We start from the raw sequence: 21,175 nt of genomic DNA, 5'->3' as shown, positions 1-21,175 counted from the left end.
CTTCCCCGTTAGACGCCGAGCTCGTTGTCGATGAAGTCGAAGATGTCGTCGTCGCCCGCCGCGTCGATGCGGTCGGCGACCGAGACCTCCTCGGTGGTCTCGCCGGGGCGCAGCGCGGCGAGCAGGTTCTGGACGCGCGCCGTCACGCGGCTCCGGGCGGTGTCGTCCTGGAGGATCCGGGCCAGCGCCGACTCGACCTTCTCCAGCCCGGAGAAGGCGGCCAGGACGCCGTTCTCCCCGGCGGCCGAGCCGTCCAGCTGACGGCTGAGGTGGGCGGTCAGCGCGCCGGGGGTCGGGTGGTCGAAGACCACGGCCGCGCCGAGCCGCAGGCCGGTCGCCGTGCCGAGCCGGTTGCGCAGTTCGACCGCCGTCAGCGAGTCGAAGCCGAGCTCGCGGAACGACCGGGCGGTCTCCACGGCCTCGGCGCCGGGCAGTCCGAGCACGAGGGCCGCCTGGGTGAGCACCAGTTCGCCGATCGCCTTCTCGCGGTCGTCGGGGCCGAGGGACGCCAGCCGTGCGGCCATGCCCTTCGAACCGGCGTCGGACGTGCCGGCCGCCCGCCGCGCCGCGTTCGGCACCCGGGCCGCGACGAGGTCGGCGGCGACCGGCGGCAGTCCCGCGCCGCCGTGCGCGCGCAGGGCCGCGCGGTCGAGGCGGGCCGGGACCAGCAGTGCTCTGGACGTCCGCGTCGCCGCGTCGAACAGGGCCAGGCCGTCGGCGGCGGTCAGCGGGACGAATCCCCGGCTTGCGAGGCGGCGGCGGTCGGCGTCCGAGAGGGCGCCGGCCATGCCGCCTTCGTCGAGCTCCCACGGCCCCCAGGCCAGCGAGGCGGCCGCCAGCCCGGCGCGCCGCCGGTGGGCGGCCAGGGCGTCGAGGGCGGTGTTGGCGGCGGCGTAGTTCCCCTGGCCCGGGTTGCCCCAGACGCCGGCGATCGAGGAGAACAACACGAACAGGTCGAGGTCCAGGCCCGCCGTGAGGTCGTGCAGGTTCCGGGCGCCGTCGACCTTGGGGCGCAGCACCGATTCGATCGTGGACGGGGTGAGCGAGCCGACGACGGCGTCATCGAGGACTCCGGCGGCGTGCACGACGCCGCGCAGCGGAGTCGTACCGAAAGAATCCACCAGGGCGGCGAGCCCGGAGCGGTCGGCGGCGTCGCCCGCGACGGCCCTGACCTCGACGCCGGACTCGGCGAGGCCGGCGGCCAGCCGCGCCGCGCCGGGAGAGGCGGGGCCGCGCCGGGAGAGCAGCACGAGCAGGTCGGCCCGGTCGGCCAGCCGCCGGGCCACGAGCCCGCCCAGCGCGCCGGTCCCGCCGGTCACCAGCACGGCCCCGCCCCGGAGGGCGGCCGGGAAGGTGAGCACGACCTTGCCGACGTTGCGGGCCTGGCTCAGGTGGCGGAACGCCTCCGGGGCGCGGCGCACGTCCCAGCACGCCACCGGCGGCGGCGTCAGCACCCCGGCGGCGAACAGGTCGGCCAAGGCCGCGAACATGCCCGCGATCAGTTCCGGCTCGCAGTCGAGCAGGTCGAACGCCTGGTAGGAGAGACCGTCGTGGTCGGCGGCGACCTGCGCGGGGTCGCGGACGTCGGTCTTGCCCATCTCGACGAACCGGCCGCCCGGACCTGCGGCGAGCCGGAGCGAGGCGTCGACGAACTCCCCGGCCAGGGAGTCGAGGACGACGTCCACCGGCGGGAAGGCCGCTTCGAAGTCGAGGGTGCGGGAGGAGGCCACGTGGGTCTCCGGCAGCCCGAGTTCCCGCAGCACCGGCCACTTCGCCGGGCTGGCGGTGCCGAAGACCTCGGCCCCCAGGTGGCGGGCGACCTGGACGGCGGCGAGGCCGACCCCGCCCGCCGCCGCGTGGATCAGCGCCGACTCGCCGCGCCGCAGCCCGGCCAGCACCACGAGGGCGTACCAGGCGGTCAGGTAGACGACCGGCGCAGCGGCGGCCTGGGCCGTCGTCCAGCCGGCCGGGACCGGGACCAGCAGCCGGGCGTCGGTGACCGCCTCCGGGCCGAAGGCCCCGGTGAACAGGCCCATGACGCGGTCGCCCGGCCGCAGGCGGGTCACCCCCTCACCGACGTCGAGCACGACGCCCGCGCCCTCCAGGCCCATCAGCCCGGGGTCGCCCGGATACATGCCGAGCACGTTGAGCACGTCGCGGAAGTTCACCCCGGCCGCCCGGAGCGCGACCCGAACCTCGCCCGGCCCCGGCGGGCGGACGTCGGCGGGCACCAGGGCGAGGTGCTCCAGGGTGCCCCGGCCGGTGCAGTCGAGCCGCCAGTTCGGCGCGGCCGTCGTGAGGCCGGTGGTCGCGCGGGCGAGCCTCGGCGCCAGGACCTGCCCGGCCCGGACGGCGACCTGCGGTTCGCCGGTGGCGAGCGCCGCGTGCAGGGCGGCGGCCGCGCCGGTCTCCGACTCGAGGTCGACCAGGACGATCCGGCCGGGGTTCTCGGCGGCGGCCACGCGGCCCAGACCCCAGACGCCGGACGCCGCGAGGTCGAGCGGCACGGCTCCCGCGTCCACGGCCCGCCGGGTGACCAGCACCAGCCGGGACCCGTCGGGGTGGTCGGCGGCCAGCCACGAGCGCAGTGCCGCGTGCACGCCGACCGTCACGTCCCGGACCGTCCCGCCGTCGAACCCGCAGGGCAGGATCGTGGTGTGCGCTTCGGGGCCGGGGGTCGCGCCGGGCAGGTCGAGGCCGTCGCCGAGCAGCGTCCAGCCGCTCAGGTCGGGCTCCGCCTCGGGGGCCGCGCCGCGTGCGACGACCCAGTCGAGCTCGAACAGCGCGTCCGGGGCCGCTTCTCCGGCGGGCGGTTCGCGCAGGACGAGCGATCCGACACTGGCCACGAGGGCGCCGGTCTCGTCGGCCAAAGTCACCGACACGCCCTCACCGGCCGGGGCGAGCCGGACCCGGGCCGAGGTCGCGCCGGTGGCGTGCACCTCGACGTCGGTCCAGGCGAACGGCAACTTCGGCGCGGGGCCGCCCGCCGCGCCCAGGGGGTGGAGGGCGGCGTCGAGCAGGGCCGGGTGCAGGCCGAACCCGGCGACGTTCGCGCCGTCGGCCAGGGCGACCTCGGCGAAGATCTCCGAGTCGCGCCGCCAGAGCCGCCGCACGCCCTGGAACTGCGGGCCGTAGACCAGGCCCGAGGCGGCCAGGGTGGGATAGAGGCCGGTCACGTCCTCCTCGGTCGCCCGCGGCGGCGGCCACTCGCCCAGGCCGGGGGTCTCGCCGGTCCTCGGCGTGAGCACCCCCTCGGCGTGCGTGGTCCAGGAGCCGGGGTCGTCCTCGGGGCGGGTGTGGATCGTGAGCTCCCGGTCGCCGTCGGGGCCGGGCGCGGCCACGGTGACCTGGACGCGGAGCACGTCGTCGCGGGAGAGCACGATCGGCGTCCGCACGACCAGTTCGGCGAGCCGGGGGCAGCCGGTCTCGTCGCCGGCCCGGACCGCCATCTCGGCCAGCGCCGCCCCGGGCACCACCATCCGGCCCGCCACGACGTGGTCGGCCAGCCACGGCTGGGCGGCTGCCGAGAGCCGTCCGGTCATGACGAGGCCGCCGCCGCCCGGCAGGTCGAGGGCGGCGCCCAGCAGCGGGTGGCCGGAGGAGGCGAAGCCGCGCCCGCCGGCGTCGGCCGGGGCGGGGGTGAGCCAGTAGGGCTGGCAGGTGAACGCGTAGGTCGGCAGGTCGACCCGGCGGCCGCCGCCCTCGTGGACCCGGGTCCAGTCGACGACGCCGCCCCGGACGTGCACCTGCGCGGCGGCGGCGACCAGGTTCGGCGCGTCGTCGCGGCTACGGTGCAGCGCCGGGACCCAGACCTCGTCGTCGTGGCCGCCGAGGGCCGACAACACGCCGTCGGGGCCGATCTCGACGAACGTGCGCACGCCGGTCTCGCGGAGCGTGGCGACGGCGTCGGCGAACCTGACCGGTTCGCGCACCTGCCGCACCCAGTAATCGGGGTCGAGGACCTCGCCGGTGACCGCCGCCCCGGTGAGGGTGGAGACGAGGGGGAACCGCGGGACGTCGTACCCGACGGAGGCGGTAACCTGCGCGAACTCGGCCAGCATCGGTTCCATGAGGGCCGAGTGGAAGGCGTGCGAGACCTTCAGGTCGCGGACCCGCTCGAAGCGCTCCCGAACCTGGGAGACCGCCTCGGCGGGGCCCGAGACGACCACGGCGTCGGGGGCGTTGACGGCCGCGATGTCGACGCCGTCGATAAGAGCCTCGCGGACCTCGGCTTCGCTCGCCCGGATCGCCACCATGCCGCCACCGGCCGGGAGCGCCTGCATCAGGCGGCCGCGCGCGGCCACGATCGCGCACGCGTCGGGCAGCGACCAGACCCCGGCCACGTGGGCGGCGGCGAGTTCGCCGATCGAGTGCCCGGCGACGACGGCGGGGGTCACCTTCCACGACTCCAGCAGCCGGAACAGCGCGACCTCGACGGCGAACAGCCCGGCCTGCGCCCACATCGTCTGGTTGAGCAGATCGGGGTCGTTCCCGTGCACGACCGCCGCCACGGAGCCGTCGAGGTGGTCGTCCAGGCCCGCGCAGACGGCGTCGAAGGCGTCGGCGAACACCGGATACGCCTCGTAGAGGCCGCGGCCCATGCCGATCCGCTGCGCGCCCTGGCCGGTGAAGACGAAGCCGACCTTGCCGACGCCGCCCACCACGCCGGCCACGGCCCCGGGCGGGGGCGCGGTCTCGTCGGCGAGTGAACCGGCCAGGTCAGACAGGGTGGCCAGGAGGTCGCCGCGAGCGCCGCCGACGACGACGGCGCGGTGCGAGAGCCCCGAGCGGGTCGTCGCCAGCGACCAGCCGACGTCGGCCGGGTCGAGGCCGGGCCGCTCCGACACGAAGTCGGCCAGGCGGGCGGCCTGGGCGGCCAGCCCGGCCCGGCTGCGGGCGGAGATCAGCCACGGCACGGCCGGCAGCGCGACGGCGGGCGCGGGCTCCTCGGCGGCGGGGGCCTGTTCGATGATGACGTGGGCGTTCGTGCCGGAGAAGCCGAACGACGAGACGGCGGCCCGGCGGGGGCGGCCGGTCTCGGGCCACGGCGTGGCCTCGGTCACCAGCCGGACCGCACCCGACTCCCATCCGACGTGGGAGGAGGGCGCGTCGACGTGCAGGGTCGCCGGGACGACGCCGTGCGCCATGGCCTGCACCATCTTGATGACGCCCGCCACTCCGGCCGCCGCCTGGGTGTGCCCGATGTTCGACTTCACCGACCCGAGCAGCACGGGATGCTCCCGGTCCTGGCCGTAGGTGGCGAGAAGGGCGTGCGCCTCGATCGGGTCGCCCAATCGGGTGCCGGTGCCGTGGCCCTCGACCACGTCCACCTCGGCCGCCGACAGGCCCGCGTTCGCCAGGGCCGCCCGGATGACGCGCTGCTGGGAGGGGCCGTTGGGGGCGGTCAGGCCGTTGGACGCGCCGTCCTGGTTGACGGCGCTGCCCCGGAGGACGGCCAGCACACGGTGGCCATTGCGGCGGGCGTCCGACGCCCTCTCCAGGACGAGCACGCCGACGCCCTCGCCCCAGCCGGTCCCGTCGGCGGCGTCCGCGTACGCCTTGCACCGGCCGTCGGCGGCCAGGCCGCGCTGGCGGGAGAACTCCACGAAGGTGCCCGGGGTCGCCATCACGGTCACGCCGCCGGCCAGCGCCAGCGAGCACTCCCCCGACCGCAGCGCCTGCGCGGCCAGGTGCAGCGCCACCAGCGACGACGAACACGCCGTGTCGATCGTGACCGCCGGGCCCTCCAGCCCGAGCGTGTACGCCACCCGGCCCGAGGCGACGCCCCCGGAGGTGCCGGTGCTGACGTAACCCTCGACCTCGCCGGGGGTTCCGCCGCCGACGCCGTAGTCGTGGTAGATCAGGCCGGTGAAGACGCCGGTCTCGCTTCCGTGCAGGGAGACCGGGTCGATGCCGGCGTCCTCCAGGGCCTCCCAGGACGTCTCCAGCAGCAGACGTTGCTGCGGGTCCATGGCCAGGGCCTCACGCGGGGAGATGCCGAAGAAGGGGGCGTCGAAGTCGGCCGCGCCGTCGAGGAACGCGCCCTCGCGGGCGTAGCTCCGGCCGATGGCGTCCGGATCGGCGTCGAAGACCTCGGCCCACTGCGGGCCCCGATCGCGGGGGAAGCCGGCCACCGTGTCGGTGCCGTCGGCGAGCAGCCGCCAGAACCGCGCCGGGGAGGTCGCGCCGCCGGGGAACCGGCAGCCGATGCCGACGATCACCAGCTCGTCTTCGGCCGAGGCGACCCTGACGCGGGTGTCCGGCACGACGGCCGCGCCGCCGTCGCCCAGGAGTTCGGCCCGGATGTGCCCGGCGAGCGTCACCGGGGTCGGGTAGTCGAACAGGAGCGTGGCGGGCAACCGCAGGCCGGTGACGGTGTTGAGCCGGTTGCGCAGCTCCAGCGCGGTCAGCGAGTCGACGCCCAGTTCCCTGAACGTGTCGCCCGCGTGCACCGCCTCGCTCCCGGGCAGGCCCAGCACCAAAGCGGCCTGGGCCTGGATCAGGTCGAGCATCGCCGTCTCGCGTTCGGTCTCCGGCATCGCGGCGAGCAGTTCGGCCAGCGCGTTGCCGGGACCGGCGGCGGGGGCTGCGCCCGCCCTGCGGCGGCCCGCGCGGCGGACCACGGCCGAGAGCAGCGGGGCGACGTCGCCCGACTCCGCCAAGGCCGCCGGGTCGAGGCGGACCGGCACCAGCAGCGACCTCCCGGCCGTGCCGGCGGCGTCGAGCAGCGCGAGGCCCTCGTCGCGGGTCAGCGGCAGGGTGCCCGAGCGGGCGAGCCGGTCCCAGTCCGCTTGGCCGAGCCCGGCGGTCATGCCCTCCTGCCACGGGCCCCAGGCGAGGGACACGGCGGGCAGGCCGCGGGCGCGGCGGCAGGCGGCCAGCGCGTCGAGGAAGGTGTTGGCCGCGGCGTAGCCGCCCTGGCCCGGGTTGCCCTGGATTCCGGCGATCGAGGAGAACAGCACGAACAGGTCGAGGTCGAGGTGCTCGGTGAGTTCGTGCAGATGCCATGCGCCGTCGACCTTGGGGCGCATGACCGCGTCGACGCGGGCGGGGGTCAGGGAGCCGAGCACGCCGTCGTCCAGGAACCCGGCCGCGTGCACCATCCCGCGCAGGCCGGCGGCGCCCGCGACGACGGCGGCCAGCCCGTCGCGGTCGGCGACGTCGCCGGCGGCGATGCGGACCGTCGCGCCCAGCCCGGCCAGGTCGGCGGCCAGCGCGGCCACGCCGGGGGCCTGCGGGCCGCGCCGCGACAGCAGCACGAGCGACCGGACCCCCCGGCGACCGGCGAGGTGCCGGGCGACCAGCGTGCCGAGCGCCCCGGGCGCGCCGGTGACCAGCACCGTCCCGGCCGGATCGGCGGGGGCGGGCATGGTCAGCACGACCTTGCCGACGTTGCGCGCCTGGCTGAGGTGCCGGAACGCCTCCGGCGCGCGGCGCACGTCCCAGCACGCCACCGGCGGCGGCTTCAGCACCCCGTGGGCGAACAGCTCCGACAACACGCCGAACATGGCGGCGATGCGGTCGGGGTCGGCGCCGAACAGGTCGAAGGCCCGGTAGGCGAGCCCGTCGTGGTCGGCGGCGACCTGCTCGGGGTCGCGGACGTCGGTCTTGCCCATCTCCACGAACCGGCCGCCGGGACCGGCGGCCAGCCGCAGGGAGGCGTCCACGAACGGCCCGGCCAGGGAGTCGAGAACCACGTCGATGCCGGCCCCGCCGGTCGCGGCCCGGAAGGCGTCCTCGAAGTCGAGTGTCCGGGACGACGCCACGTGCGTCTCCGGCAGCCCGAGCTCCCGCAACACCGGCCACTTCGACGGGCTGGCGGTGCCAAACACCTCGGCCCCCAGGTAGCGGGCGAGCTGCACGGCGGCGATGCCGACGCCACCGGCGGCGGCGTGGATCAGGACGGTCTCGCCGGAGCGGAGCCCGGCCAGCTCGACCAGCGCGTGGTAGGCGGTGAGGAAGACCACCGGCGCGGCGGCCGCCTCGGCTGGGCTCCAGCCCGCCGGGACGGGGGCCAGCAGCCGCGCGTCGGTGACCGCCTCCGGGCCGAAGGCCCCGGTGAACAGGCCCATCACGTGGTCGCCCGGCCGCAGGCCGGTCACGCCGGGCCCGGTCTCCAGCACGATGCCCGCGCCTTCGAGGCCCGGGACTCCGGCGTCGCCCGGATACATGCCGAGCACGTTGAGCACGTCGCGGAAGTTCACCCCCGCCGCCCGGACGGCGACCCTGACCTCGCCAGGCCCCGGCGAGGGAACGTCGGCGGGCACCAGGGCCAGGTGCTCCAGGGTGCCGCGCCCGGTGAAGCCGAGCCGCCACGGGCCGGCGGGGACCGGCAGGGCGGCGGCCGGGCGGACGAGCCGGGGCACCCGGACCTCCCCCTGGCGAATCGCGAACTCCGGCTCGCCGGAGCCCACCCCGGCGGCCAGCAGCTCCCGCACGCCGGTCAGCTCGTCGACGTCGGCCAGCACGAACCGGCCGGGGTTCTCCGCCATCGCCACCCGGATCAGCCCGTGGACGCCGGCCAGGGCGGGATCGGGGGCCGCGCCGGGACCGGCGTCGACGGCCCGGCGGGTGACGACCAGGAGCCGCGCCCCGGCGTGGCGCTCGTCGGCCAGCCAGTCGTGGACGACGCCGAGGGTCGAGGCGGCCAGCTTCCGCGCCGCCTCCGCCGGGTCGTCGCCTTCCGGGGCGTGGACGACAGGCAGCACCACGATTTCCGGATTTTTCCCATTCAAGTCGGGCAGGTCGAGGTCTCCCCCGTCTCCCGTCAGGACGGCCCAGGGGGCGGCCGGATCGGTGTCGGGAAGGGCGGCCGGAACCCAGGCGACCTCGTACAGCGCCTCCGCGTCGGCGCTCGTCTCGTCGCCGAACCCGGCGGCCGGGAGGGCGCGCAGGACCAGGGAGCCGACGGAGACGACCGGCGCGCCCGCCGCGTCGGCCACGGTGACCGACAGGCCGTCGCCCTCTCCGGCCGGGGCCAGCCGGACCCGGACCGTGTCGGCGTGGGTGGCGTGCACGACGACGTCCGTCCAGGCGAACGGGAGCAGAGGGCTGCTCTCCGCCTGGCCGGGGCGGCCCTTCAGGTGCAGGCAGGCGTCCAGGAGGGCCGGGTGGACGGCGTACCCGGCGACCTGGACGTCGTCGGGGAGGGCGACCTCGGCGAAGACCTCGTCGCCGCGCCGCCAGGCCCGGCGGACGGCCCGGAACGCCGGACCGTAGGCGAGGCCGGTCGTGGCGAGCGCCGGGTAGAGGTCGTGGACGTCCTCCTCGACGGCCCCCTCCGGCGGCCAGCGGGTGAGGCCGGTCGCCGCCGTCTGCGGCTCCGCCGGGGCCAGGACACCGGTGGCGTGCCGGGTCCACGGGCCGGCGCCCGGCTTCTCGGGCTGGGAGTAGATCGCCACCGCGCCGTCGGCGGCCGTGACCTGGACGCGGACGCCGCCGTCCGGCGGCAGGACCAGGGGCGTCTCGATGACGAGTTCGGCGAGGCGGGTCGCGCCCGTCTCGTCGCCCGCGCGGACGGCCATCTCGACCAGGGCCGCGCCCGGCACGACGACGCGCCCGGCGACGACGTGATCGGCCAGCCACGGTTGCGACCTCGCCGACAACCGGCCGGTCAGCATCACGCCGCCCTCGGCCAGGGTGATGCTCGCGCCGAGCAGCGGGTGGGCGGCCCCGGCCAGGCCGGTGTCGGCGTCGAGCCAGTAGCGCTCGCGGGTGAACGCATAGGTGGGCAGGTCGACGCGGGCCGCGCCGTCGTAGAAGCGGGCCCAGTCGACGGCCGCGCCCCGCGCGTGCAGCTGGGCGACCGCCGAGACGAGGGTGGTCGCGTCGTCGCGGTCGCGGCGCTGGGCGGGGATCCAGTCGTCGTCGGCGAGGGCGGTGAGCACCGCGTCGGGGCCGATCTCGACGAAGGTCCGCACTCCGCTGTCGCGCATCGTCGCGACGGCGTCGGCGAAGCGGACCGGTTCGCGGACCTGCCGCACCCAGTAGTCCGGGTCGGTCGCGGCCACCAATTCCCCGGTCACCGTGGAGACCAGCGGGATACGCGGCGGCGCGTAGGAAACCGAGGCCGTGACCTGCGCGTATTCGGCCAGCATCGGGTCCATCAGAGCCGAGTGGAAGGCGTGCGAGACCCGCAGCAGCCTGGTGTTCTCGAACCGGTCCCTCAGCGCGGACACGAGGTCGATCGGGCCCGAGACGACGACCGCGTCCGGGCCGTTGACCGCCGCGATGTCCACGCCGTCGATCAGAGCCTTGCGGACTTCGGCTTCGCTCGCCCGGATCGACAACATCCCACCGCCGGGCGGGAGCGCCTGCATCAACCGGCCACGCGCCGCCACGACCGCACAGGCGTCTTCCAGGGACCAGACCCCGGCCACATGTGCGGCGGCCAGCTCACCGATCGAGTGACCGGCCACCACCGACGGGGTCACGCCCCACGACTCCAGCAGGCGGAACAGGGCCACCTCGACCGCGAACAGTCCCGATTGCGCCCACATCGTCTGGTTCAGCAGGTCGGCGTCGTCGATCGCCGAACCGCCCAGCTTCTCGCAGACGGCGTCGAACGCCTCCGCGAACACCGGATACGCCTCATACAGGCCCCGGCCCATGCCCACCCGCTGCGCACCCTGACCGGTGAAGACGAACGCGAGCCTGCCCGGCTGACCTGCGCTGATCGACGTCACGTCGGCCAGGCCGGCGAGGAGTTCGTCTCGGTCGGCGCCCACGATCGCGGCGCGGTGGCCGAGGTGGGCGCGGGTCGTGGCCAGCGACCAGCCGACGTCGGCCGGGTCGAGGCCGGGGCGCTCGATCAGGAAGTCACGCAACCGGGCCGCCTGCCGGGCCACACCATCGGCGTTCCGCGCCGAGACGGGCCACACGACGACGGGGGTGGTGTTCTTGGCGGGGCGTTCGGCGTCGTCTGCCGGGGCCTGTTCCAGGACGACGTGCGCGTTGGTGCCGGAGAAGCCGAACGACGACACGCCCGCGCGGCGCGGGCGGCCGGTCTCGGGCCACGGCGTCGTCTCCGTCACCGGCCGGACCGCGCCCGACCCCCACTCCACGTGGGAGGAGGGGGCGTCCACGTGCAGCGTCGGCGGGACCACGCCGTGCGCCATGGCCTGCACCATCTTGATGACGCCCGCCACTCCGGCCGCCGCCTGGGTGTGCCCGATGTTCGACTTCACCGATCCCAGGAGCACGGCGTGCTCCCGGTCCTGGCCGTAGGTCGCGAGCAGCGCCTCAGCCTCGATCGGGTCGCCGAGCCGGGTGCCGGTGCCGTGGCCCTCGACCACGTCCACCTCGGTCGCCGACAGGCCCGCGTCGGCCAGGGCGGTCCGGATGACGCGCTGCTGGGAGGGGCCGTTGGGGGCGGTCAGGCCGTTCGACGCGCCGTCCTGGTTCACGGCCGTCCCGGCCACCACGGCCAGCACCCGGTGGCCGTTCGTGCGGGCGTCCGACAGCCGTTCGACGACCAGGACGCCGACGCCCTCACCCCAGCCGGTGCCGTCGGCCGCCTCCGCGTACGCCTTGCAGCGGCCGTCGGCGGCCAGCCCGCGCTGGCGGGCGAACTCCAGGAACGTGCCCGGCGTGGCCATCACGGTGACGCCCCCGGCCAGGGCCAGCGAGCACTCCCCCGACCGCAGCGCCTGGACGGCCAGGTGCAGCGCCACCAGCGACGACGAGCACGCCGTGTCGATCGTCATCGCGGGGCCTTCCAGCCCGAGGGCGTAGGCCACCCGGCCGGAGGCGACGCCGCCGGATCGGCCCGTGCTCACGTAGCCGTGGACCTCGTCGGGCAACACCGCGCCGGTGCCGTAGTCGTGGTAGATCAAGCCGGCGAAGACGCCGGTCGCGGTGCCGTGCAACGAGGTCGGGTCGATGCCGGCGTGCTCCAGGGCCTCCCAGGAGGTCTCCAATAGGAGCCGCTGTTGCGGGTCCATGGCCAGCGCCTCACGCGGGGAGACGCCGAAGAATCGTGCGTCGAAGTCGCCCGCGTCGTACAGGAAGGCTCCGCTCCGCGTGTGCGGCGAGGTCTCGAAGACGCCCTCCCACGACGGGCCTCGGTCGGCGGGGAACGCCGAGACGGCGTCGGCGCCCGAGGAGACCAGATCCCAGAAGCGGCCGGGCGAGTCGGCCCCTCCCGGGAACCGGCAGCCGATCCCGACGATGACGATCGGGTCGCCGGCCTGCGCCCGGGGCGCGGCGGCCGCGACGGGGGCGGGCGTCGTGCCCCGCAGGGCGGCGTCGAGGTGGGCGGCCAGCAGGGCCGGGGTCGGGTGGTCGAAGACGACGCCCGCGGGCAGGCGCAGGGTGGTGGCGGCGTTCAGCCGGTTGCGCAGTTCGACCGCCGTCAGCGAGTCGACGCCGAGGTCCTTGAACGACCGGGTGGCCTCCACCGCTTCGGGGCCGGGCATGCCCAGGACGAGCGCGGCCTGGGTCAGGACCAGTTCGTGGACGGCGTCCGTGCCTCCGGCGAAGCCGCCCTGTGTCTTCGCCGGCCCGGCGGCGCGCCGGGTGCGGGCGGGGGCGGCCAGCCCGGCGAGCAGCGGGGGGAGCGCGGCGGCGCGCAGGTCGAGCCGGGCCGCGACGAGGGCGGCCTCCGCGCGGGGCGTGGCGGCGTCGAGCAGGGCGAGGCCATCGGCGTCGGCGAGGGGGGCGAGGCCCTGGCGGGCCATGCGCTGCCAGTCGGTGTCGGTGAGGTTGCCGGCCATGCCTCCGGCCTGCCAGGGGCCCCAGGCCAAGGAGGTGGCGGGCAGCCCGGCCCGGCGGCGGTGCGCGGCCAGCGCGTCGAGGAAGGTGTTGGCGGCGGCGTAGGGGGCCTGGCCGGGGTTGCCCCAGAGGCCCGCGACCGAGGAGAAGAGCACGAACCGGTCGAGGTCGAGGTGCCTGGTCAGCAGGTGCAGGTTCCAGGCGCCGTCGACCTTGGGCCGCAGGACGGCGTCGGCCCGGCCGGGGGTCAGCGTGTGGATCACGCCGTCGTCGAGGAGCCCGGCGGCGTGCACGACGGCGCGCAGGTCCGGCACGTCGGCCAGCACGCCGGCCAGCTGGTCGTGGTCGGCCGCGTCGGCCGCGACCAGCCGCACGTCGGAGCCGCGCGCGGCGAGCCCGGCGGCCAGGGCGGCCGATCCGGGGGCGGCCGGGCCGCGCCGCGACAGCAGCAGCAGGTTCCCGGGGGCCAGGTGACGGGCGACCAGGCCGCCCAGCGCGCCGGAGACGCCGGTCACCAGCGTGGTGCCGCGCGGCGTCGCGGGGGCGGGCATGGTCAGCACGACCTTGCCGACGTTGCGGGCCTGGCTCAGGTGGCGGAACGCGTCGGGGGCCCGGCGCACGTCCCAGCAGGCGACCGGCGGCGGCGTGAGCACACCGCCGGCGAACAGGCCGGACAACGTGGCGAACATGCGCGCGATCTCGCCGGGGTCGAGGTCGAGCAGGTCGAACGCCTGGTAGACGAGGCCCTGGTGGTCGCGGGCGACCTGGTCGGGGTCGCGGACGTCGGTCTTGCCGATCTCGACGAACCGGTGGCCGGGCCCGGCGGCGAGACGCAGAGAAGCGTCCACGAACTCCCCCGCCAGCGAGTCGAGCACGACCTTCATCCCGGCCGGGAAGCGGGTGGCGAAATCGAGGGTGCGCGACGAGGCGAGGTGGGCGTCGTCGAGGCCCATCGCGCGCAGCGCCGCCCACTTCGACGGGCCGGCCGTGCCGAACACCTCGGCGCCCAGGTGGCGGGCGATCTGCACGGCGGCCGTTCCGACGCCACCGGCGGCGGCGTGGATGAGCACGGATTCACCGGCGCGCAGTCCGGCCAGGCCGGCCAGGGCGTGCCAGGCGGTGAGGAACACGACCGGCGCGGCGGCGGCCTCGGCGAACGTCCATCCGGCCGGGACGGGGGCCAACAGGCGGGCGTCGGTGACCACCTCCGGGCCGAAGGCCCCGGTGAACAGGCCCATCACCCGGTCGCCCGGTCGCAGGACGGCGCCGGGCCCGGTCTCCGTGACGACGCCCGCGCCCTCCAGGCCGAGCGGGCCGGGGTCGCCGGGATACATGCCGAGGACGTTGAGGACGTCGCGGAAGTTCACCCCGGCGGCGCGCAGGGCGACCCTGACCTCGCCCGGGGCCAACGCGCGGCGGTCGGCGGCCGACAGGACGAGGTCGTCGAAGGTGCCGCGCCGGGCGCACTCCAGCCGCCAGTCCCCGCGCGGGACCAGGAGGCCGGGGCGGACACGGGCCAGGCGCGGCGTCAGCGGCCGGCCGGCGCGGACGGCGACCTGCGGTTCGCCCGTCGCGGCGGCGGTCAGCAGGCCGGTGTCGTCGTCGAGGTCGACGAGGACGACTCGGCCGGGGTGTTCCGACTGGGCGACCCTGATCAGGCCCCACACGCCGGCGGCGGTGACGTCGAGGTCGACGGCTCCGGCGTCCACGGCCCGTTCGGTCGCGACCAGCAGCCGCGATCCGGACAGGTTCTCGGCGAGCAGGAACTCCTGGACCACCGCCAGCGTGTCGAGGGTCGTCGCCCGGGTGCACGCGCGCCGCGCCGGGCGGAACAGGATCGTGTCCGGTACGGGGGCGCCGCCGCCGATCGCGGCGACCAGATCCGCCACGTTGTCGTACCCCGTCGCCTCCGGCGGGGCGGCCGACCGGTCGGGGCCCAGCACGGCCCATCGGCCCGGTTCCACGGCGCCCTCGGGTGCGGGGATCCAGTCCAGTTCGTACAGACTCTCCGCCGAGCCGGAGGCGGCCGGGAGGGGACGCAGGAGCAGGGAGCCGACGGCCGCGATCGGGCCGCCGTCGTCGTCGGTCAGGGTCAGTGACACGCCCTCGCCGGCAGGGGCGATCGTGACCCGGGCGCCGGCCGCGCCGGTGGCGTGGACGACGGCGTCGGTCCACGCGAACGGCAGCAGCGGTCCCTCCGCGGCGTCGTCGCCGGGGGCGGCGAGCAGGTGCAGGGCGGCGTCGAACAGGGCGGGGTGGAGGGCGAAACCGGTGACGTCGGCGTCGTCGCCGAGCGCGACCTCGGCGAAGATCTCCTCGCCGCGCCGCCAGGCCCGGCGCATGCCCTGGAAGGCGGGGCCGTAGGGCAGGCCGGTGCGGGCCAGCGCCGGGTAGAGGTCCGTCAGGTCCACCTCGACCGCGCCGCGCGGCGGCCATTCCCGCGCGACGGCCGGTTCGGCGGCGTCGGCGGGGGCCAGCACGCCGGTGGCGTGGGCGGTCCAGGGGCCGGCGTCGTCTTCGGGCCGGGAGTGGACGGCCAGGTCGCGTGTCCCGTCGTCGCCGGGATCGCCGACCGTGACGCTGACCTGGAGTCCCCGGGTGGCGGGCAGCTCCATCGGGACCTGGATGATCATCTCGGCCAGCCGGTCGCAGCCGATCTCGTCGCCCGCCCTGACGGCCATCTCGACCAGGGCGGTTCCCGGGACGACGATCCGATCGGCGACCACGTGATCGGCCAGCCACGGCTGGGCCGCGACCGACAACCGCCCGGTCAGCACCAGCCCGCCCCCGGCGGGCAACTCGACCACGCCGCCGAGCAGCGGGTGCCCGGAGGCGGTGAGCCCGAGGTCGCGGAGCCGCCCGGCAGGCCGGGGGGTGAGCCAGTAGCGCCGGCGGGAGAAGGCGTAGGTGGGCAGGTCGACGCGGCGGGCGCCGGTCCCGGCGAAGAACCGCGTCCAGTCGACGGCGAGCCCGCCCACGGCCGCGACGACGGCGCGCTCCTCGTCGTGGTCGCGGCGCAGTGCGGCGAGCCAGGTCTCGTCCGCGTCCGCGGTACGCGCGCCGAGGGCGGTGAGCACCGCGTCGGGGCCGATCTCGACGAAGGTCCGCACGCCGCTCTCGCGCATCGCCGTGACGGCGTCGGCGAACCGGACCGGCTCACGGACCTGCCGCACCCAGTAGTCCGGGTCGGTCGCGGTCACCGGTTCGCCGGTGACCGTGGAGACCAGCGGGATCCGCGGCGGGTTGTAGGGCACCGAGGCGGTGACCTGCGCGTATTCGGCCAGCATCGGATCCATCAAGGCCGAGTGGAAGGCGTGCGAGACCCGCAGGAGCCGCGTGTCGTCGAACCGGTCCCTGAGCGAGGACACCAGATCAAGCGGGCCGGAGACGACCACCGCGTCCGGGCCGTTGACGGCCGCGACGTCGACACCCTCGACCAGGGCCTTGCGGACTTCGGCTTCGCTCGCCCGGATCGAGAGCATCGCCCCGCCCGGCGCAAGCGCCTGCATCAGGCGACCTCGGGCCGCCACCACCGCGCACGCGTCTTCCAGCGACCACACCCCGGCCACGTGGGCGGCGGCGAGCTCGCCGATCGAGTGCCCGGCCAGCGCCGACGGGGTGACGCCCCACGACTCCAACAGGCGGAACAGCGCCACCTCGACGGCGAAAAGCCCGGCTTGGGCCCACATCGTCTGGTTGAGCAGATCGGGGTCATCTCCGTGGACGACCGCCGCCACGGACCCACTAAGGTGCCTGTCCAGTTCGGCGCAGACCACGTCGAACGCCTCGGCGAACACCGGATAGGTCTCATAAAGGCCCCGGCCCATGCCGACCCGCTGCGCACCCTGACCGGTGAACACGAACGCCACGCCACCCGACGACACGGGCACGGGATCGGCCAGAGCGGCCAGCAGTTCGTCGCGGTCCGCCCCCACCACGACGGCCCGCTCGGTCAGCCCGGTCCGGACGTTCGCCAGTGTCCAGGCGACGTCGACAGGATCGAGCTCCGGCCGGGCCGAGAGGTACTCCCGCAGCCGTCGTGCCTGCGCGGCCACCCCGGCGGCATCGCGCGCCGACAAGATCCACGGCACCACCCGGCCGCCGGCGACCGTATCACCGGAAACCGCGTTGCCCGATGCCACGTGGCTGGATGCCGCCTCGTCAGAGGCCATGTTCTCGGGGGCCGACTCGTCGGGGGCCTGTTCGAGGATGACGTGGGCGTTCGTGCCGCTGATGCCGAAGGCCGACACACCCGCGCGGCGGGGGCGGTCCGTCTCGGGCCACGCCTGCGGCTCGGTCAGCAGGCGGACCGTGCCCGGTGACCAGTCCACGTGCGGTGAAGGGGTCTCGGCGTGGAGGGTGCGGGGCAACCGTGCGTGTCTCAAAGACAGGACCGTCTTGATGATGCCCGCGGCCCCGGCCGCCCACTGGGTGTGGCCGATGTTCGACTTCACCGTCCCCAGGAGCAGGGGCCGCTCGGCGTCGCGGTTCTGGCCGTAGGTGGCGAGGAGGGCCTGGGCCTCGATCGGGTCGCCGAGGGTCGTGCCGGTGCCGTGGGCCTCGACCGCGTCGACGTCGCCCGGAGTGAGGCGGGCGGCGGCCAGGGCCGAGCGGATGACGCGCTGTTGCGCGGGGCCGTTGGGGGCGGTCAGGCCGTTGGAGGCGCCGTCCTGGTTGACGGCGCTGCCGGACACCACGGCCAGGACCGGGTGGCCGTTCCGGCGGGCGTCGGACAGGCGTTCCAGGAGGACCACGCCGGCGCCTTCGGCCATGCCCATGCCGTCGGCGGCGGCCGAGAACGCCTTGCACCGGCCGTCGGAGGACAGGCCGTGCTGGCGGGTGAACCAGGTCAGCCACGACGGGGTGGCGTGCACGGTGACGCCGCCCGCCAGGGCCAGCGAGCACTCCCCCGACCGCAGCGCCTGCGCGGCCAGATGGAGCGCGACCAGGGACGACGAGCAGGCCGTGTCCACCGTCACCGCCGGGCCCTCGAAACCGAACGTGTAGGCCACCCGGCCGGACAGGACGCTGGTCGCGGCGCCGGTCCGCAGGTGTCCCTCCAGTTCCGGGGGGCCGTCGTCGCCGTAGCCGGAGGAGGCGGCGCCGACGAAGACGCCGGTGGCCGAGCCGCGCAGGGCCGGGACGTCCACGCCGGCGCGCTCCAGGGTCTCCCAGGCGATCTCCAGCAGGATGCGCTGCTGCGGGTCCATCGCCAGCGCCTCGCGCGGGCTGATGCCGAAGAAGGCCGGGTCGAAGCTCGCGGCGTCGCGCAGGTAGCCGCCGCGCCGGGCGGAGGCGAACTCGGGGCCGTCGAGGTCCCAGCCTCGGTCGGCCGGGGCGTCGCCGATCGCGTCGCCGGCCGCGTCGAGCAGGTCCCACAAGCTCTCGGGGTCGTGGACGCCTCCCGGGAACCGGCAGCCCATGGCGACGATCGCGATCGGCTCGCCGGTGGCCGATCCGGTGGCCGACGGGACCACCGGGCCCTCGGCCGCGCCCAGCAGCCGGGCCCGGACGAACGCCGTCAGCGCGTTCGGGGTGGGGTGGTCGAAGGTCAGCGTGGTCGGCAGCACCAGGCCGGTGGCGGCGTTCAGGCGGGTCCGCAGTTCCACTCCGGCGGCCGAGTCGAAGCCGGCGTCCCGGAACGTGCGCGCGGGGTGGACCGCCTCGGGCGACGACTGGCCGAGGACGGCGGCGGCGTGCGCCCTGACCAGGTCCAGCACGGCCCTGACCTGGCCGACGGCCGGGAGACCGGCGAGCCGCTCCCGCAACCCGCTCTCGGCGGCGGCGTCCTGACGGGGCTCCTGGCGGGGCTCCGGGCGGGGGGCCAGACCCGGGTCGAGCCAGAACCGGCGGTGTTCAAAGGCGTAGGTGGGCAGGTCGACCGTGCGGGCGGCCGGCAGAACCGCCCGCCAGTCGACCGGGACGCCGCGGACGTGCGCCTCGGCCAGGGAGGCGAGGAACCGGTCGCGGCCTCCGGCGTCGCGGCGCAGCGTGCCCACGACGACGGGGGCCGGGACGCCGTCGAGGGTGGCGGTGATCGCGCCGGTGAGCACGGGGTGCGGGGAGACCTCGACGAACACGTCGTGACCGGTGCGGCCGAGCGCGGCGACGGCGTCGGCGAAGCGCACCGGGCGGCGCAGGTTCTCGTACCAGTAGGCGGCGTCCGCCGTCGTGCCGTCGAGGACGTCGGCGGTGACCGACGAGACCATCGCGACCGTTCCGGGGGCCGGGGCGAGGTCGGCGAGGGCGGTGAGGAGGTCGTCGCGGAGTTCGTCCACCTGCGGGCTGTGGGAGGCGTAGGCGACGGGGACGGGCTTGGTCCGGACGCCGTCGCGGGCGCACTCGGCGGCGATCCGGGCCAGCGCCGCCGGGTCGCCGCTGATCACGGTCGCGCCGGGGCTGTTGACGACGGCGACCGTGACCTGGTCGCCGTGGGCGGCCAGCCGGGCCTCCACCGTCTCGGCGGGTTCGGCGATCGACAACATGCCGCCGCGTCCGGCCAGGGCCGCGACGGCCCGGCTCCGCACGGCCGTCGCCTTCGCCGCGTCGTCCAGCGACAGAACACCCGCGACGCACGCCGCCGCGAGCTCGCCCTGGCTGTGGCCGAGCACCGCGTCGGGGGCGACGCCCGCGGCCTGCCAGACGGCGGCCAGGGAGACCATGACCGCCCACAACACCGGCTGGACGACGTCGTCGCGGTCGAGCCCGGGAGCGCCGTCGGCCCCCGCCAGGACCTCGGTCAACGACCAGTCGACGTGCGGCGAGAGCGCCCGCTCGCACTCGGCCAGCCGGGCGGCGAACACGGGCGAGGCGGCGGCCAGGTCGCGGCCCATCCCGGCCCACTGCGACCCCTGACCGGGGAAGACGAAGACCACCCGGCCCGTCGGCGCGGCCTGTCCCATGACGACCGACGGCGACGGACGGCCTGACGCCAGCGCGTCGAGGCCCGCCGTCAGCTCCTCGGGTCCGGCGCCGACGATCACGGCCCGGTGGTCGAACGCGGTCCGGGTGGTGGCCAGCGACCAGGCGACGTCGGCCGGGCCGGCGGAGGCGGCGACGCCGGACTCGGCCAGTCGGGCGGCCTGCGAACGAAGGGCCGTCTCGGATCGCGCCGACACCAGCCACGCCGAAGGGCCCTCGGCGGGGACGGCTTCCTGGTCTCGTACCGGATCTGGAGCCTGTTCCAGAACGGCGTGGGCGTTGGCGCCGCTGATGCCGAACGACGAGACGCCCGCGCGGCGGGCGCGGCCCATCTCCGGCCACGGGCGGGTCTCGGTGAGCAGCCGCAACCCGGACGCGGGCCAGTCGAGGTGGGCGTTCGGGTCGCCCACGCCGAGCGTCTCGGGCAGCACGCCGTGCCGCAGGGCCTGCACGGTCTTGATGAACCCGGCCACGCCCGCCGCCGCCTGCGTGTGGCCGATGTTGGACTTCACGGAACCGACCAGCAGCGGGTGCTCCCGGTCCGCGCCGTAGGCGGCGGCCAGGGCGCGGGCCTCGGTGCGGTCGCCGAGCGGGGTGCCGGTGCCGTGGGCCTCGACGGCGTCCACCTCGGACGGCCGCAGGCCCGCGTCGGCGAGGGCCTGGGCGATGACGGCCGCCTGGGCGTGGCCGTTGGGGGCGGTGAGGCCGTCGCCCGCGCCGTCGGAGTTGATCGCGGTGCCGCGCACGAGGGCGAGCACGCGGTGGCCGTTGCGCAGGGCGTCGGGCAGGCGTTCGAGGACGACGACGCCGGCGCCCTCCGACCAGACGGTGCCGTCGGCGTCGGCGGAGAAGGGGCGGCAGCGGCCGTCGGGTGACAGGACGCCGAGCGCGCCCAGCGCGGTGAAGGTCGCCGGGGTGGCCATCACGGACACCCCGCCGGCCAGCGCGAGGGAGCACTCGCCGTTGCGCAGGGCGCGGGCGGCCAGGTGGAGCGCGACGAGGGAGCCGGAGGCGGAGGTGTCGACGGTGAGCGCCGGGCCGTGCAGGCCGAGCGTGTAGGCGACGCGCCCGGAGAGCACGCTGGTCGCGGTGCCGGTGAACAGGTGGCCCTCGACGCCTTCGGGAGCCTCCGACAGGCGCGGGCCGTACTCGCGCGGTTCGCCGCCGACGAAGACGCCGGTCCGGGTCCCGCGCAGGGTCAGCGGGTCGAGGCCGGCCCGCTCGACGGCCTCCCAGGCGACTTCGAGGAGCACCCGCTGCTGCGGGTCCATCGCCAGCGCCTCGCGCGGGCCGATGCCGAAGAAGCCGGGGTCGAACCCGGCCGCGTCGTCGAGGAAGCCGCCCCGGTCGTGGCGCAGGGACGACAGGTCCCAGCCCCGGTCGCGGGGGAACGGCGAGAGGACCTCGCGCCCGGTGACCGCGACCTGCCACAGGTCCTCCGGCGACCGCACGCCGCCGGGGTAGCGGCAGCTCATGCCCACGACGGCCAGGGGCAGCTGATCGTACTCGCTCATGTGTGCTCCACAGTCCCGCGCCGAAGCGG

At 76.2% G+C, this 21,175-nt stretch carries 1 protein-coding gene; it reads right to left on the bottom strand.

The window, feature by feature from the left end; all coding sequences use genetic code 11:
• Positions 1-8: 8 nt before the first annotated feature.
• Entirely contained in the window at positions 9-21,146 is a 21,138-nt protein-coding gene (locus AW271_RS41615; protein WP_062339551.1) for a type I polyketide synthase, read from the bottom strand.
• Positions 21,147-21,175: the final 29 nt, after the last annotated feature.

It is taken from the genome of Herbidospora sakaeratensis, assembly GCF_001570525.1.
GTDB lineage: Bacteria > Actinomycetota > Actinomycetes > Streptosporangiales > Streptosporangiaceae > Herbidospora > Herbidospora sakaeratensis.
Note: the sequence above shows the minus strand (reverse complement) of the source record. Positions and strands in the feature narration are given on the sequence as shown.

Coding starts and splice junctions, on each gene's coding strand:
- AW271_RS41615 (WP_062339551.1), bottom strand. CDS start 21,146: ATGAGCGAGTACGATCAGCTGCCCCTGGCCGTCGTGGGCATGAGCTGC.